This window comes from Streptomyces sp. NPDC037410 (genome assembly GCF_055602235.1).
Map to the genome: position 1 here is coordinate 128,157 of NZ_JBVJWR010000011.1, position 14,577 is coordinate 142,733.

At 73.3% G+C, this 14,577-nt stretch carries 16 protein-coding genes; 10 read left to right on the forward strand and 6 right to left on the reverse strand.

All coding sequences use genetic code 11. From position 1 onward, the window contains the following. Positions 1-124: 124 nt before the first annotated feature. Entirely contained in the window at positions 125-595 is a 471-nt protein-coding gene (locus tag ACZ7HT_RS20080; RefSeq protein ID WP_471167397.1) for an indole-3-glycerol phosphate synthase, read from the reverse strand. 106 nt (positions 596-701) lie between these two features. Further along, entirely contained in the window at positions 702-1,472 is a 771-nt protein-coding gene (locus tag ACZ7HT_RS20085) for a pyrimidine reductase family protein (RefSeq protein WP_471167398.1), read from the reverse strand. 36 nt (positions 1,473-1,508) lie between these two features. Here ACZ7HT_RS20085 and zapE point away from each other — a divergent pair, with 36 nt between their 5' ends. The 5 genes from zapE (at position 1,509) to ACZ7HT_RS20110 (ending at position 6,453) form a co-directional block, all read left to right on the forward strand. Then, positions 1,509-2,597 (forward strand): cell division protein ZapE, encoded by a 1,089-nt coding sequence (zapE, locus tag ACZ7HT_RS20090; RefSeq protein ID WP_471167400.1) that lies wholly within the window; start codon positions 1,509-1,511, stop codon positions 2,595-2,597. Positions 2,598-2,630: 33 nt separating this feature from the next. Further along, on the forward strand, positions 2,631-3,056 hold the full coding sequence (locus ACZ7HT_RS20095; protein ID WP_471167403.1) for an OsmC family protein: 426 nt from the start codon (positions 2,631-2,633) through the stop codon (positions 3,054-3,056). Between the two features lie 138 nt (positions 3,057-3,194). Then, positions 3,195-4,556, forward strand: coding sequence for an alkaline phosphatase PhoX (locus ACZ7HT_RS20100; protein ID WP_471167405.1), 1,362 nt, complete (start codon positions 3,195-3,197; stop codon positions 4,554-4,556). A 77-nt stretch (positions 4,557-4,633) separates the two neighbouring features. Further along, positions 4,634-5,503: a polyphosphate kinase 2 family protein gene (locus tag ACZ7HT_RS20105; protein ID WP_471167407.1), complete on the forward strand. Its 870-nt coding sequence runs from the start codon at positions 4,634-4,636 to the stop codon at positions 5,501-5,503. Between the two features lie 86 nt (positions 5,504-5,589). Beyond that, positions 5,590-6,453: a polysaccharide deacetylase family protein gene (locus ACZ7HT_RS20110; RefSeq protein ID WP_471167716.1), complete on the forward strand. Its 864-nt coding sequence runs from the start codon at positions 5,590-5,592 to the stop codon at positions 6,451-6,453. Positions 6,454-6,466: 13 nt separating this feature from the next. Here ACZ7HT_RS20110 and ACZ7HT_RS20115 read toward each other — a convergent pair whose 3' ends face one another. From ACZ7HT_RS20115 to ACZ7HT_RS20125, 3 genes are read right to left on the reverse strand one after another with little or no spacing between them, the layout of a single operon-like run. Then, complete coding sequence (locus ACZ7HT_RS20115) at positions 6,467-7,117, reverse strand: ABC transporter (RefSeq protein ID WP_471167410.1); 651 nt, start codon at positions 7,115-7,117, stop codon at positions 6,467-6,469. Further along, the gene (locus ACZ7HT_RS20120) at positions 7,114-8,142 is read right to left on the reverse strand and encodes an ABC transporter ATP-binding protein (RefSeq protein ID WP_471167413.1); all 1,029 of its coding nucleotides are present in this window, start codon (positions 8,140-8,142) and stop codon (positions 7,114-7,116) included. The genes ACZ7HT_RS20115 and ACZ7HT_RS20120 overlap by 4 nt, the downstream gene beginning before the upstream one ends. A gap of 10 nt (positions 8,143-8,152) precedes the next feature. Further along, positions 8,153-8,827: an AIM24 family protein gene (locus ACZ7HT_RS20125; RefSeq protein ID WP_471167416.1), complete on the reverse strand. Its 675-nt coding sequence runs from the start codon at positions 8,825-8,827 to the stop codon at positions 8,153-8,155. A gap of 71 nt (positions 8,828-8,898) precedes the next feature. On the opposite strand from ACZ7HT_RS20125, the gene ACZ7HT_RS20130 reads away from it, so the two are divergent. Next, positions 8,899-9,582, forward strand: coding sequence for a peptidyl-tRNA hydrolase (locus ACZ7HT_RS20130; protein ID WP_471167419.1), 684 nt, complete (start codon positions 8,899-8,901; stop codon positions 9,580-9,582). Positions 9,583-9,634: 52 nt separating this feature from the next. Here ACZ7HT_RS20130 and ACZ7HT_RS20135 read toward each other — a convergent pair whose 3' ends face one another. Further along, complete coding sequence (locus tag ACZ7HT_RS20135) at positions 9,635-10,234, reverse strand: CGNR zinc finger domain-containing protein (protein WP_471167422.1); 600 nt, start codon at positions 10,232-10,234, stop codon at positions 9,635-9,637. 85 nt (positions 10,235-10,319) lie between these two features. Here ACZ7HT_RS20135 and ACZ7HT_RS20140 point away from each other — a divergent pair, with 85 nt between their 5' ends. The 4 genes from ACZ7HT_RS20140 (at position 10,320) to ACZ7HT_RS20155 (ending at position 14,446) form a co-directional block, all read left to right on the forward strand. Next, on the forward strand, positions 10,320-11,102 hold the full coding sequence (locus tag ACZ7HT_RS20140; protein ID WP_471167425.1) for an MBL fold metallo-hydrolase: 783 nt from the start codon (positions 10,320-10,322) through the stop codon (positions 11,100-11,102). Between the two features lie 112 nt (positions 11,103-11,214). Then, a complete protein-coding gene (locus ACZ7HT_RS20145) occupies positions 11,215-12,630 on the forward strand; it encodes an MbnB/TglH/ChrH family RiPP precursor modification enzyme (protein ID WP_471167428.1) in 1,416 nt (471 codons plus the stop codon). Between the two features lie 4 nt (positions 12,631-12,634). Further along, the gene (locus ACZ7HT_RS20150) at positions 12,635-13,675 is read left to right on the forward strand and encodes a TIGR04222 domain-containing membrane protein (RefSeq protein WP_471167430.1); all 1,041 of its coding nucleotides are present in this window, start codon (positions 12,635-12,637) and stop codon (positions 13,673-13,675) included. Between the two features lie 48 nt (positions 13,676-13,723). Further along, on the forward strand, positions 13,724-14,446 hold the full coding sequence (locus tag ACZ7HT_RS20155; protein ID WP_471167432.1) for a TIGR04222 domain-containing membrane protein: 723 nt from the start codon (positions 13,724-13,726) through the stop codon (positions 14,444-14,446). The last annotated feature ends 131 nt before the right edge of the window (positions 14,447-14,577 follow it).

The window sequence follows — 14,577 nt, forward strand, 5'->3', positions numbered from 1 at the left end:
GTGGTTCTGGAAGCCTCCAGCCTAGTGGCTCCGTACGGGGCCCGGTGGTCGACGGGTCCGGGCCCGCGGGGACGGAGCGGCCGGGTCCGCGCCCCCTGCACGGGGCGCGGACCCGGCCTTCCCGCTACTCGCTGTGGGCGAAGAGCTTCAGGACGGGGACGCCGACCTTGTGGCGGGCCCGGGAGGCCCAGTCGCGGTGGAAGAACTCCTCCACGTAGTGCGGGGCGGTGAGGACGATCACCTCGTCCGCCGCCGACTCGTCGACCACCGCCCTCATCTTGTCGAGCGGGTGGTCCTCGACGACCTGGCCGACCGCCTCGCAGCCGGCCTTCCTCAGGGCCTGGAGCGAGACCTCCAGGGCCTGCTCGGCCAGCGGCCTGGCCTCCTTGCCCTCCGGTTCGTCGCCCTCGTGGGCGGCGTCCTTCAGTTCGCCCATGGCGACGTCGTCGATGGCACGCAGCAGTACATCGGCCTGGTCACCACGCGGCTGCATGAGAACGATGAAGGACACGCCCTCGTCGCCGTGCAGGGTGGTGACGAATTCCACGTCGACGGACGTGAGGGGCTTCTCGATCATCAGAACGCTTGTGAACACCTCAGGAGCCCTTCTGCGGAAACCATCCTTCCCCGTGCCCGCACGGGGTCTGCGACAGTAAGTGTGCCCAGCGGACGCTAAGCGGAACGGCAAATTCCGCCGATTGTCAGATCCGACGGTAGCGGGTGAAGAGGAAGCCGTCCTGCTCCAGCACGGAAGCGGGCCGGAAGCGTGTCGGGACGGCCACCGCGGGGCCCCCGGCGATGCGCTGGGCATCACCCGCGGTCATCGTCGGCGAGATCGTCAGGCACAGCTCGTCGAGGACGCCCGCCCCCACGAACTGGCCGAGCAGCCGGGGCCCGCCCTCGGTCAGCTGGCGGCGCAGCCCGCGCTCCGCGAGCACCCCGACCGCGCGGGCCGGGTCCACCCCGGCACCGTCGCCCGCGATCAGCACCTCGGCGCCCGCCTCCCGGGCGGCCGCGACCCGCTCGGCGGGCGCGGCGGCCCCCGTGAGGATCAGGGTCTGCACCAGCGGCTCGGTGAAGAGCGGCAGCGAGAAGTCGAGGTTCAGGGAGGCGCTGACGACGGCGATCACGGGCGCCGGGCCCTGGCCGGCGGCGGCGCGGCGGTCCGTGAACGCCTCGCGTGCGCGGGCCGGGCGGTAGCCCTCCAGGCGTACCGTTTCCGCACCCACCACGACCACATCGGCGAGCCCGCGCAGGATGCCGAAGATCCGCATGTCGGTCTCGGAGGAGAGCGGCTGGGAGCGCCCCTCGTGCTGACCGGCGCCGTCGAGCGAGGAGACCATGTTGGCCCGCAGCCACGGACCGTCTCCTTCCGGATACGCGTAGGCGTCGGCGAGGGCGTCGAGCGACCACTCCTGGTCGGAGGCGGCGCTGGAGGCTGTCATGTCCGTCACAGGGAAGAGCTGGCGCATGATCGAAGTCTGACACGGCGCTTACAGTGGGGAACTGTGTCGACCCGTGCCCTCACCGAAGCGGCGGCTTCTCCGGAAGCGGCCCCGCTCTCGCTCTGCTCCCGAGAGCCCCACGTCCCCGCCGACCGCCTCGTCGCGGAGATGGTGCCGCCGCCGCGCTTCGACTCCGTCCGCTTCGACACGTACCTCCCCGACCCGAACCAGCCCAGCCAGACGGACGCCGTCAAGGCGCTGAGCACCTTCGCCGAGGGCCTCGGCGGGGCGCACGCCACCGGCGCCGGGAAGCGCCGCTGGTTCGCGAAGAAGCCCGCCGCCCCGAGCGGCCCGCGCGGGGTCTACCTGGACGGCGGGTACGGCGTCGGCAAGACCCACCTGCTCGCCTCGCTGTGGCACGCGACCCCCGCGGAGCCCGCGCTGAAGGCGTTCGGCACGTTCGTCGAGCTGACCAACCTGGTCGGCGCGCTCGGCTTCCAGCAGACCGTGAAGACGCTGAGCGGACACCGTCTCCTCTGCATCGACGAGTTCGAGCTCGACGACCCGGGCGACACCGTCCTCGTCTCCAGCCTCCTCGGCAAGCTCGTCGAAGCGGGCGTCGCCCTCGCCGCCACCTCGAACACGCTGCCGGGCAAGCTCGGCGAGGGCCGCTTCGCCGCCGCCGACTTCCTCCGCGAGATCCAGGGCCTCTCCGCCCACTTCATGCCGCTGCGGATCGACGGCGAGGACTACCGCCACCGCGGCCTGCCCGAGGCCCCGTCCCCGTACTCCGACCAGGTCGTCACCCAGACCGCGTACGCGACGCCGGGTGCCTCCCTCGACGACTTCCCGCACCTGCTCGAACACCTGGCCAGGGTTCACCCGAGCCGGTACGGCGCCCTCACCGACGACCTCGGCGCCGTCTGCCTCACCGACGTCCAGCCGGTCCCGGACCAGTCCACGGCGCTGCGCCTTGTCGTCCTCGCCGACCGGCTCTACGACCGCGAGATACCCGTGCTCGCCTCCGGTCTCCCCTTCGACAAGCTCTTCAGCGACGAGATGCTGAACGGCGGCTACCGCAAGAAGTACTTCCGGGCGATCTCCCGGCTCACCGCGCTCGCCCGCGACGCGAAGGGACTCGTGGCGCAGTAGCTTGGGGGCCGTACCCGATCGAAAGGGATTCACATGGCCACCGTGCGTCACGCCCACACCGTCTGGCAGGGCGACCTCCTCAAGGGTTCCGGCGTCGTCACCCTCGACTCCTCCGGTCTCGGCTCGTACGAGGTCTCCTGGCCGGCCCGGTCGGAGGAGCCCAACGGGAAGACGAGCCCCGAGGAGCTCATCGCCGCGGCGCACTCCTCCTGCTTCTCGATGGCCTTCTCGAACGGCCTGGCGAAGGCGGGCCACGCGCCCGAGCGCCTGGAGACGAAGGCCGACGTCACGTTCCAGCCGGGCGAGGGCATCACCGGCATCCACCTGACCGTGCGCGGCACGGTCTCGGGCCTGGACGCGGACGAGTTCCAGGCGCTCGCGGAGGACGCGAAGAAGAACTGCCCGGTCAGCCAGGCGCTGGCGGGCACGACGATCACGCTCACCGCCGAACTGGCCTGACGCCTGGTCAGAACGGGCGCCACACGAGGCAGTTGTGGCCCGCATGGTTCACGGTCCACCACCGTGCGTGATACACACATGCGGGTCACACGTCACATCACACACACCTGTCCGCCAACAGGAAAAGTGGGTTGCCTCATGTCCGCAACGCGACGTCAGATCCTCTCCCGCACCGGCGCGTCCGTCGCCGGGATCGCCTTCACGGGCGCTCTCTCCGAACTCTTCGCGGGCAGCGCGAGCGCCGCGCCCCGAACGGCCGGCTACGGCCCCCTCGTACCCGACCCGGACGGTCTCCTCGACCTCCCGGCCGGCTTCCGCTACCGGGTCCTGTCCCGGCAGGGCGACCCGCTCCGCTCCGGCGAGGGCCTCGTCCCCAGCAACCACGACGGCATGGGCGCCTTCGCCGGCCGCCGCGGCCGGGTGCACCTCGTCCGCAACCACGAGAACCGGGTCACCGGCAAGATCGCCGTCCCCACCGTCCCCGGGCTCACGTACGACCCCGGCGCCAAGGGCGGCTGTACGGTCCTGGAACTCGACGGCCGGAACAACGTCCTCGGCGAACGGGTCGCCATCGCCGGCACGGCCGTCAACTGCGCGGGCGGCCCGACCCCCTGGAGCACCTGGCTGACCTGCGAGGAGACCGAGGACCGGGCCGGCACCAACGGCTACACCAAGGACCACGGCTTCATCTTCGAGGTCGACGGCGCCGACCCGCACCGCACGGGAGCCGTCCCGCTCACCGCGATGGGCCGCTTCCAGCACGAGGCCATCGCCGTCGACCCTTCGAACGGCATCGTCTACGAGACGGAGGACGCCTTCGAGCACCCCTTCGGCCTCTTCTACCGCTTCCTCCCCCGACAGCCGCTCGGCGGCACGGGCTCGCTGCGCGCGGGCGGCACCCTGGAGGCCATGCGGGTACCGGGCGTACCCGACCTGTCCGTGATCCAGGAGACCGGCACCCGCTTCGACCGCATCGAGTGGGTCCCCGTACCGGACCCCCTGGCGACCGCGACCCCGATCCGGCACCAGGACTTCGGCCCCCGGGGCATCACGCACGCCCAGAAGCTGGAGGGCTGCTACTGGGGCGGGCGGGCCGTCTACTTCGTGTCCTCCTTCGCCCGGGCCAAGGACGGCTCGGCGGCCACGCACTTCGGCCAGGTGTGGAAGTACGAACCGCACAAGCGCAGGCTGACCCTGGTGGTGGTCTTCGGCCCGGACACCGACGTCCGGCTCCCCGGCGAGTCCCCCGACAACATCTGCCTCGCACCGACCGGAGGCCTGATGGTCTGCGAGGACGGCAACGGGGCGCAGCACGTCTTCGGGCTGAGCGCGGACGGCGAGGTGTACGCGGTCGCGCGGGGCGCGCAGAACATCGGGACCCCGGACGCCCCGGAGTGGGGCGAGTTCGCGGGCGTCACCTTCTCCCCGGACGGCCGGACGATGTACGTCAACTGCTACACCCCCGGCACGACGTTCGCGGTGACGGGTCCGTGGTGCTGAGCTGAGCTAGCGGGCGCGCGTGTTCCGTCGCAGGATCGATCGGAAGAGGTCGAGCGGCGCGACGGAAGGGACGTCGGATGGCGAAGAAGCACGGCAGGAGAGCTCCGGAGCCCGTCCTGCGTGACGTCCTGCGCGTCCCCGAGGGGGAGAGGATCGAGCTCGCCGGGTACGACGCGAGGGCGACCCCGGCCGGCCCCGCCGACAAGGCGGCGGGGCTCGCGGCCACCGCCGACCTCGGGCCGCGGCTGGCCGCGCTCCAGGAGCGGATGTACGCGGCGAGTACCGCCGGCGACCGCCGGCGGCTGCTCCTCGTCCTCCAGGGGATGGACACCAGCGGCAAGGGCGGCACGGTCAAGCACGTCATCGGCCTCTTCAACCCGTCGGGCTGCCGCATCCACGCCTTCAAGGCGCCGACGCAGGAGGAGCGGAACCATCCCTTCCTGTGGCGGATCATGCGCGCGCTCCCCCAGCCGGGCGAGATCGGCATCTTCGACCGCTCGCACTACGAGGACGTCCTCATCGCCCGGGTCCGGGAGCTGGTCCCCCGGCGCCTGCTCGGCCGCCGCTACGGCCAGATCAACCGCTTCGAGAAGACCCTCGCCGACGACGGGGTGACCGTCGTCAAGGTCTTCCTCCACCTCTCGTACGAGGAACAGCGCGCCCGCCTCCTCGAACGCCTGGACAACCCCGACAAGCACTGGAAGTTCAACCCGGGCGACATCGAGGAGCGCGCCCTGTGGCCGGCGTACCAGCACGCGTACGAACTGGCCCTCGAACGCTGCTCGACGGACGAGGCCCCGTGGTACCTGGTCCCGGCGGACCGCAAGTGGTACCGCAACTGGGCGATCAGCAAGCTGCTGCTCGAACACCTGGAGGCGCTGGATCCGCAGTACCCGCCGGGAGACTTCGACGTGGAGGAGTGCCGGGCGCGGCTCCTCGCTTCGTAGGCCGATCCGGCGGGTGCACGTCGAGTCGTCATCCGATCATCACTTTGATCGGTTAACTTCCGATCGTGAACACTTCTGTACGAAGAATGGCGGCGCTCGGTCTCCTGGGCGCCGCTCTCGTCGGCTGCGGCACCGGCACGCCCGACGCCCCGGCGCCCAAGGCGAAGGCGAAGGCGGCCGTCGTCGCGAGCCCCTCGCCCAAGGCCAGCGCGGCCGCCCCCGGCCCGAAGCCCGCGCGCGTCCCCGCCGCCCCGCCCACCATGGCGCCCGGCCCGGGCGGCCTCACGCCCGTCTACACGCACCGCGCGAAGAGCACCGAGAAGGTCGTCGCGCTCACCTTCGACGCCGACATGACGGCCGATCAGGGCCCCCGGGCCGCGCGCGGCGAGCACTTCGACAACCCCGAGCTCATCGCGACCCTGCGCCGGCTCAAGGTGGACGCGACCGTGTTCATGACCGGCCGCTGGGCGGAGGAGTACCCCGACCAGGCCAAGTCCATCGGCGGCGACCCGCGCTTCGAGATCGCCAACCACTCCTACAGCCACTACGCCTTCGCGACCCCCTGCTACGGCCTGCCGACCGTCGCCGGTCCCGACCAGGCGTCCGACGTGCAGCGCGCCTTCGACGCCTTCCGGGACGCCGGGGCCGTCAACGTCGTCCCGTACTTCCGCTTCCCCGGCGGCTGCTACGACGACGCCGCCCTGCGCGCCCTCGCGCCCGCCGGGGTCACCGCCGTCCAGTGGGACGTCGTCAGCGGCGACGCCTTCGCCAAGGACCCCGATCCCGTCGCCGAGCAGGTCCTCGACGGCGTGAAGCCCGGCTCGCTCGTCGTCATGCACTGCACCCGCAGCGCCGCCCCCGTGACCGAGCAGGCGATCCGCCGGATCGTCCCCGAGCTGCGGGCCCGCGGCTACCGCTTCGTCAAGGTCTCGGAGCTGATGGGCCGCTGACCCGGCGCGCGCCTCACTCCAGGCGCGCCGTGGCCCGGCACGCGAGCGCCGCCGTCGCCGCCGCGAGGAGCAGCGCGCCGCCGCAGGCGAGCCACGGCGGGTCGGCGGTCGCCGTGCGGGCCCCGGTGACCAGGGCGGTCATCGCGTACTTCGCCGGGGAGCCCGTCGTCACGAGCGCGAGCAGGGAGCCGAAGACGAGCGCGGCGAGGGACCACCCGGGGGCCCTGAGGAAGGGGCGGGAGCTCAGCGCGCCGACGACCGCTCCCGTCAACGCGCAGGCCAGGGCCGCGAGCAGCCCGGCGGAGGCGGCGGCGAGCCCGCCGACCCCGCGCCGGTCGCCGATCGCCGTCACCGCGAGGACCGCGACCGTACCGGCGAGGACCGGCCAGGCGGCCCCGGTGAGCAGCGCCGCGAGATGCGCGCGGCCCCGGCCGGCGGCCGCCGCGACCACGCTCCGGGCGGCGGGCGGCTCCTGCGTGAGGCAGATCCGCACCGACCAGGCGGCCACCGGGAGCAGGGCGGCCGCGCTGAACCCGAGCGCGCCGAGCACCGGTTCGCCCGCCTGGACGCCGACGCCGATGAAGGCCGCGTACAGCAGCAGCGGTGCCAGCCAGCGCTGGGAGCGGAGCAGCAGACCCGACTGGTAGCGCAGCAGCGCCGTCATACCCGTACGCCTTCGGTGCCGAGGTGGTGGATGTGCCAGGACGCGGCGAGCAGCGCGCCGAGGAGGGCGTCGGAGTGGGCCGCGTCCACGGTGAGGACGGTGGTGCCGCCGTCGCCGACCGCGACCGCCGGACCGCCGGGCAGCCGCCCGGGGAGCGTCGGTCCGCCGGAGGCGACGATACGGACGCAGGCCCGGGTGGCGACGGGAGCGGCCCCCGGCAGGGGCGCGGCGGAACCGGGCCCGGCCCCGCCCCTCAAAAGACCGCCCGCCCGCGTCCCGGGCCCGGACCGGGCTTCCCGAAGCCCCCCGCCCGTCGCCACGGACTCGGGCCCGGTCGCCGGAAGTCCACCGCCCGCAGCCACCGGAGGCCCGGCCCCCTGGAACCCCACGCCCGTCGCCCCGGGGCGCTCCGGCACCGCCTCTCGTACCCCACCGGCCTCCACCCCGTACACCACCGCCGACTCCCCCTCCAGGCGGCGCGGGTCGTGGTCGACGAAGACGACCGTCGCGCCCGCCGCGAGGCGTTCGCGGACGGCGGTGTCCAGTTCGGCGCGGGCGCCGGTGTCGAGGCCCGTCCAGGCCTCGTCGAGGACGAGGAGGGCCGGGTCGGCCAGCAGGGCCTGGGCGAGGGCGACCTTCTGGCTGGTGCCCTTGGAGAGCTCCGCCAGACTGGTACGCGCGTGCGTGCCGGCCCCGAAACGCTCCAGCCACTCCCCCGCGCGGGCCCGTGCCGCCGCCCGGCCGAGGCCCTGGACGCGTCCGAGGTGGACCAGGTAGTCGACGGCCGTGAAGGGCAGGGCCACCGGGAAGCGCTCGGGAACGTACGCCGTGCGGGCGGGGCGGCCGGTGACGCGGCCCTCGGTGGGCGCGTCGATGCCGGCCAGGAGCCGCAGGAGCGTGGACTTGCCGGTGCCGTTGGTGCCGACGACCCGGACGAGCGCGGCGGAGGGGAGGTCGAGCGAGACCCCCCGCAGCACCCACGGCCCGCGCAGGCCGTGCCGCCGCCCGACGTGCTCCAGCCTCAAAGCGAGGGCCTCAATTCGCGGTCTTCTGCGGGGTGAGCTCGCTCGGCCGGACGACGACGAAGCCCTGGCCCTCCAGCTTGAGCTGCACCGCCTCGCCCGAGCCGCCGCGGATCATCGAGCCGAGGGACTGCGAGCGGTGCAGGGAGGTGTGGAGCTGCTCGCTCCAGCCGACGACGGCGTCGGTGTCGACGTACACCGGGGCCTGGGGGGTGACCGGGATGACGATCGGGTTGCCCTCGCACATCAGGGCGATCTTGCCGTAACCGGAGAAGACGGAGTTGAAGAGGCCGCCACCGGTCATGCCGGCGCCCTTCACGGTCCTGATGTCGTAGTGGAGGGTCGAGTCGAAGCAGAGCACGTTGCGGCCGTTGACGGTGAAGGCCTCGCCCTGCTCGATCTCGACGATGAAGCAGTTCTGCGCCTCGTGCGCGAACCAGGCCTCGCCCTGGCCGCGCACGGCCATCAGCGCCAGGCCCTCACCGGTGACGGCACGCTTGAGAAGGCCGCCGATGCCCTGGCCCTTGCGCTCGAACTGGAGGTCGCCGCGGAAGGCGATCATCGAACCCTGGCGGGCGTGCATCTCCCCGTTCACGGTGTACTTGACCGACTTGGCGTTCTGGAGGGTCATCCCCGGGAACGTCGCCGCCTCGGCAAGGTGCTCGCCTGCAAAAAGATCACTCTTCATGAGGGGCATCCTGTCCCGGAAGCGATGATTCCCACAAGAATCAGGCCTCACCGCGGTGGCAGACTTGCCGGGTGAGCAGCAACGAGACCGATCTCCGCGATGAGAAGCCCCAGTTCGTCCTCCCCCTGGTCGTCAGGATCGAGCGCGACGCGCCCCCGAACCGTACCGACGCCCTGGAGACCGCGGCGCGGGCCGTCCTGGAGATCCTGACCGACGACCGCTCCCTCGGCGACGGCGAGTGGGCCCAGGCCGTCACCGACTGGCAGGACGCCCGGATCCGCAAGGTGGTGCGCCGGGCGCGCGGTGCGGAGTGGCGCCGGGCCGGCACGCTGCCGGGGATCACCGTCGACGGCACGGAGGCGGAGGTACGGGTCTTCCCGCCCGTCCCGCTGGACGCCTGGCCCAAGGACCTCGCCAAGCTCCAGGTCTCGGGCACCGACCTCGACGACCCGGCCGCGCCCGGCCCCGTACCGGAGGGAGCGGCGGTCCTCTGGCTCAACCCGGAGCTCGACATGTCGGCCGGCAAGGCGATGGCCCAGGCCGGACACGGGGCGCAGCTGCTGTGGTGGGCGATGCCGGCGGCCGACCGGAAGGCCTGGCAGGAGGCGGGCTTCCCGCTCGCGGTCCGGACGGCGGCGGCCGGGGACTGGCCGCGCCTGACGGCGAGCGGCCTGCCGGTCGTCCGCGACGCGGGCTTCACGGAGATCGCCCCGGGCTCGTGCACGGTGGTGTCCGCGTTCCCGAAGCTCGCCTGACTCCGCCGTCCCCGCTCCCCGAACCCCGCACCGGCATCCGGTGCGGGGTTCTTCAGTCTGTCCCCGGTCGGGTGCGGCGGGCGTAGGCGCGGGCGGCGCGGGCGCGGTCGCCGCAGCGGGTGGAGCACCAGTGACGGCGGCCGCGGCGCAACAGGTAGCGGTTGCAGGGGGCGGAGCCGCAGGCGGTGAGGCGCTCGGCTTCGGGACCGGTGAGAAGGTCGGCCGCGTCGGCCGCGAGCGTCGCGAGCGCGCGGGCGAGGATCTCGTCGCTGGGGCAGAGTGCCGCACGGTAGGGGCCGTTCTTCTCGTCCCAGTACAGCAGGGCGGCCGCGGGAGCCCCGCTCAGCGCCTCGTTGACGGCGGAGAGCGCCGGGGGCGGGGCGGGCACCCCGGCGACGCGGGCGGCGAACAAGGACCTGATGTGTTCGCGCAGGGCGCGCAGTTGTGCCACGCACATCTCCTGCACCCCGGCGTCGGCCGGCGCGAGTCCGTGTGCGGTGAGCCACCGGTTCACGTCGCCGGGGGTGCTGAGGGCGTCGGCGAAGTGCCCTCCCGCCAGCGCGACGGCGCTGTTGACGAAGGCGAGGGCGAGGTGGTCCTCCGCTCCCGGCGCGGGCGGGAGCACGGAGTCGACGGTCGGGGTCTCACTCATGGTTGTCATGGTACGGGTTGACTCCATCCGTGAGTCGCCCTCTATGATCCTCACGGATACGCCACCACCTATTCGTGAGGTTCTGATGGTCGACACCAGCATGCCCACAGAGCAGTTCCCCGTCCGTGTCCTCGGCGGCCCCACCGCGCTCTTCGAGTACGGCGGCCTGCGGTTCCTGACAGATCCCACCTTCGACGCACCCCGCGACTACCCCGTCCCGGGCGGCCTCCTGACCAAGACCGCGCCCGCCTCCGCCGCGCCGGCCGACCTCGGCCGGATAGACGTGGTCCTCCTCTCGCACGACGAACACCCCGACAACCTCGACGAGTCCGGCCGGGCGCTGCTCGCCGACGTCGCCCTCACCCTGACCACGCCCGGCGGCGGACAGCGCCTGGGCGCGGGGGCCAGGGGGCTGTCCGACTGGGAGCAGGTCGAACTGGACCGCCCCGACGGCGGCACCGTCACCGTCACGGGCGTCCCGGCCCTCCACGGGCCCGGCACCCGCAAGGAGGTCGAGCCGGTCACCGGCCAGGTCGTCGGGTTCGTCCTGACCGGGGAGGGCCTGCCCACCGTCTACGTCAGCGGCGACAACGCCTCGCTCGGCCCGGTCAAGGAGATCGCCGACCGGTTCGGCCCGGTGGACACCGCCATCCTGTTCGCCGGAGCTCCGCGCTTCCCCCAGCTCTTCGGCGGCGCGCTCATCGTGCTGGACAGCGCACTGGCCGTCGAGGCCACCACGATCCTCGGCGCCCGCAGGGTGGTGCCCGTCCACTGCGACAGCTGGGCGCACTTCACCGAGGGCCGTGACGACCTGGTCGCCGCCTTCACCGACGCCGGGCTGATCGACCGCCTGGACCTGGGCGAGTGAGCGCACTCCGGATCCGCAACCTCAAATGAAGCTCTGAACGTCCCCCTCCCAGGGTTCGAACGTTCCCACCCGGGTCATCAAGGTGGGTGACTGAGGACCGAAGGAGGGGGACATGACGGAACTCGGCATCGGCATCGGCTGGCGTCCCGAGATCGCGGAGGCGGTGGAGGCGCTGTCCGGAGTCGACTGGGTGGAGGTCGTCGCGGAGAACATCTGCGCGGACCACCTGCCCGACTCGCTGACCCGGCTGCGCGAGCGCGGCGTGACGGTCGTCCCGCACGGCGTCTCGCTCGGGCTCGGCGGCGCGGACCGGCCGGACCCGGCGCGGCTCGCGGCGCTCGGCGAGAAGGCGCTGGCCCTGGGGGCGCCGCTGGTCACGGAGCACATCGCGTTCGTACGGGCCGGGGGGCCGCTCACCGCGACCCCGCTGCTCGAAGCGGGCCACCTGCTGCCGGTGCCCCGGACGCGGGACGCGCTCGACGTGCTCTGCGAGAACGTGCGCATCGCGCAGGACGCGCTGCCCGTGCCGCTCGCCCTGGAGAACATCGCGGCCCTGATCGCCTGGCCGGACGAGGAGATGACGGAGGGGCAGTTCCTGGCGGAGCTGGTGGAGCGTACGGGGGTACGGCTCCTCGTCGACGTCGCCAACCTGCACACCAACCACGTCAACCGGGGCGAGGACCCGGCCCTGGCCCTGTCCGAACTGCCGGTCGAGGCCATCGCGTACGTGCACGTGGCGGGCGGCGTCGAACGGGACGGCGTCTGGCACGACACCCACGCACACCCGGTGCCGGGGGCGGTCCTCGACATCCTCGGCGACCTGGCCTCACGCGTATCCCCGCCGGGGGTACTGCTGGAGAGGGACGACGACTTCCCGCCAGAGGAAGAGCTGGCGGCGGAACTGAAGGCGATCCGGACCACTGTGGGCATGCGTCCCGCCGGGGCGATGGGGGTCCCCCCGGACGAAGTCTGGGGGAGGGTGGGCACAGCCCACCGGCACGGCGCCCGTCCCCGGATACCCGCACCCCGACAGGCCCCGCTCCTGATCGGCGCAGGCGCCCGCGCCTCGGGCGGCCCGATGCCGGTCGCGGCGCCCGTCGCGGACCCCGCACCGGCGGACGGCGCCCGCCAGCGCCTGGCCGTCACCCAGGCCTCCCTCCTCTCCGCCCTCGTCGCCGGCACCCCCGTCCCCGAAGGCTTCGACACCCGCCGTGTCGGGGTCCAGGCCCGTGCCCTCGCGGCCAAGCGGGCCGGGGTCGTCGCGAAGGTCGCGCCGGAGCTGCCGGAGATCCTCGGCAAGGACTTCCGGCCCGCGTTCCTCGCGTACGCCAGGTCCCGTCCCATGACCGGCGGCTACCGCCGGGACGCGCTCGACTTCGCCGAGCACCTGCTGCTCGCGGGACGCCCGGAGGACCCGGCGGCGCGGCGGCAGCTGACGGAGTGGTGGCAGGACCGTTCCGGCAGTCGCCCGCCGGGCCGCGCCACCCGGCTCGTTCGTGCCGCCCGCCACGCCCTCGTACGGAGATGACCCCGTGAACATCCTCGTCGTTCTCATCTACCTCGCGGGCGCCGCCGCCATCGCCCTGCTCATCGCCCGGGTCGTCCGGACGCGCAGCGGTCCCGGCGGGCCCGTCCACGACCGGTACGAGGTCGCCTTCCTCAACGGCGGCCCGGCCAGGGTCGTGGACACCGCCCTCGCCGCCCTCCAGGCGGACGGCAGGATCGCGATCGGCGGGCCCGGCATCGTCGCGGTCGTCCGCCCCACCGCGAACGACCCGGTGGAGCGCGCCGTCCTCCAGGAGCTCGCGGCCGCCCCGCACGGTGCCCTGCACCATCTGCGGCTCGGCGTGATGCGGCACCCGGCGGTCCAGGAGATCGGCAACGGCCTCGCGGCGCGCAAGCTGGTGGTCGAGCCGGCGACGCGGCGGACCACGCGCCGCTGGTGCGGCATCGTCGGGCTGACCGCGTTCGCGCTCTTCCCGGTGTCGATCGTCCTCACGGTGCTCGACTTCGCCTCCGACCCCGAATTCCGGCTCCCGTTCGTCATCAAGGTGCTGCCGATGCTGTTCGCGGCCGGGATCACCGCGATCGTCTGCGCCTCGATCACCGCGAAGCAGGTCACGTCGGCCGGCCGGCGTGCGGTCTTCTCGTACGGGAGGGAGCACGGCCATCTCGCCGACGCCGGCCTTCTCGTGGCCCTGAACGGGCTGCGGGCCGTGCAGGACCCGGTGCTCCGGGAGCAGCTCGTCACCGCCGCCCGGTTCTACGGGCCGCCCCGGCGCAACGGGCACGGCGGACGGCGACCTTCGCCCTCGCACTTCTCGTCCTCGGACGCCGTCGCCCTCGGGGTGGCGACCGAGTGGTGCGCGACCAACAGCTCGTGCGGAGGCGGCGGAGGAGGCGGGAGTTCCTGCTCGTCCTCCTCCTGTTCCTCCGGGTCCTGCTCCTCCGGGTCCTGTTCCTCCAGCTCCTGCTCCGGCGGCGGGTCGAGCTGCGGAAGCTCCAGCTCGTGTTCGAGTTCCAGCTCGTGTTCGAGTTCGAGTTCCAGCTCGTGTTCCAGCTCCAGCAGCTGAGCGGCCATTCGGGTGGCGGGCCTGCCCGTGGTCCCGTAGAACCGGGACATGGTCTGGGTTCCGCTCCTCCTCGTGGCGTACGTCGTGGCCGGCGTCGGCTGTGCGCGGGTCTGCCGTGCCTCGCTCGCCGCCGCCGGCCCCCACGCCACGCGGGGAGGTACGGGTGAGCTCACCGTGTGCGAGGCGGCCTACCTGGCCGGCGGGCCGTTCCGGGTGACGGATCTGACCCTGGTGTCGATGCACCGGGCGCGGCGGCTGCTGCTCGCCCACACCGGCTGGGCGACGGTCGTGGACGCCTCCGGCGGGGACGATCTTGAGCGGGCGGTGCTCGGTGCGATCGGGCCGGGCGGGCAGTCGCCGATTCCCGCCGTGCGTCCGGTGGTCGCCGCCGCCGAGTCCGTACGGCTCCTCGCGGAAGGACTCGTGGAGCGGGGGCTCGCCGTGTCCGAGGAGGGACGCCGGGAGGTCGCGGCCGGGGTGCGGGCGGTACGGGCGGGGTTCCTGCTGACTCTGGTGCTCGGGACGGTCGCGGCGCTCCTGGTGCCCGCGGAGGAACGGGCCCTGGTCGTCGCCGCCTTCGTGCTGCCGCTGGTGGGGTCGGGGCTCTGCCTGCTGATCGGGCGGGTCGAGGTGTATCCGCACACGCGGTGGGCGTCACCGGCCGGGCAGCGGCTGCTGTCCGGTCTGTCGTCGGCCGATCCGCTGACCGCCCTCGCGACGCGGGGTCCCGCCGTCCTGGAGCCGGAGCTCCGCGCGGCCCTGCGCGCCTGAGAAAAGGTCCCGGAAATGACGCCGGTGGGGGGGGGGGGGGGGGGGGGGGGGGGGGGGGGAGGGAGGAGGGGGGGGGGGGGGGGGGGGGGGGGGAGGGGTCGGGGGAGTGGGGGAGGGCGACGGCGAAGGCG

What these genes read in the sequence shown, in the direction of transcription:
- ACZ7HT_RS20105 (WP_471167407.1), top strand. Translation starts at nt 4,634, where the DNA reads ATGGCGAAGAAGCACGGCAGGAGAGCTCCGGAGCCCGTCCTGCGTGAC.
- ACZ7HT_RS20100 (WP_471167405.1), top strand. Translation starts at nt 3,195, where the DNA reads ATGTCCGCAACGCGACGTCAGATCCTCTCCCGCACCGGCGCGTCCGTC.
- ACZ7HT_RS20110 (WP_471167716.1), top strand. Translation starts at nt 5,590, where the DNA reads ATGGCGGCGCTCGGTCTCCTGGGCGCCGCTCTCGTCGGCTGCGGCACC.
- ACZ7HT_RS20125 (WP_471167416.1), bottom strand. Translation starts at nt 8,827, where the DNA reads ATGAAGAGTGATCTTTTTGCAGGCGAGCACCTTGCCGAGGCGGCGACG.
- ACZ7HT_RS20145 (WP_471167428.1), top strand. Translation starts at nt 11,215, where the DNA reads ATGACGGAACTCGGCATCGGCATCGGCTGGCGTCCCGAGATCGCGGAG.
- ACZ7HT_RS20085 (WP_471167398.1), bottom strand. Translation starts at nt 1,472, where the DNA reads ATGCGCCAGCTCTTCCCTGTGACGGACATGACAGCCTCCAGCGCCGCC.
- ACZ7HT_RS20155 (WP_471167432.1), top strand. Translation starts at nt 13,724, where the DNA reads ATGGTCTGGGTTCCGCTCCTCCTCGTGGCGTACGTCGTGGCCGGCGTC.
- ACZ7HT_RS20115 (WP_471167410.1), bottom strand. Translation starts at nt 7,117, where the DNA reads ATGACGGCGCTGCTGCGCTACCAGTCGGGTCTGCTGCTCCGCTCCCAG.
- ACZ7HT_RS20135 (WP_471167422.1), bottom strand. Translation starts at nt 10,234, where the DNA reads ATGAGTGAGACCCCGACCGTCGACTCCGTGCTCCCGCCCGCGCCGGGA.
- ACZ7HT_RS20140 (WP_471167425.1), top strand. Translation starts at nt 10,320, where the DNA reads ATGGTCGACACCAGCATGCCCACAGAGCAGTTCCCCGTCCGTGTCCTC.
- ACZ7HT_RS20095 (WP_471167403.1), top strand. Translation starts at nt 2,631, where the DNA reads ATGGCCACCGTGCGTCACGCCCACACCGTCTGGCAGGGCGACCTCCTC.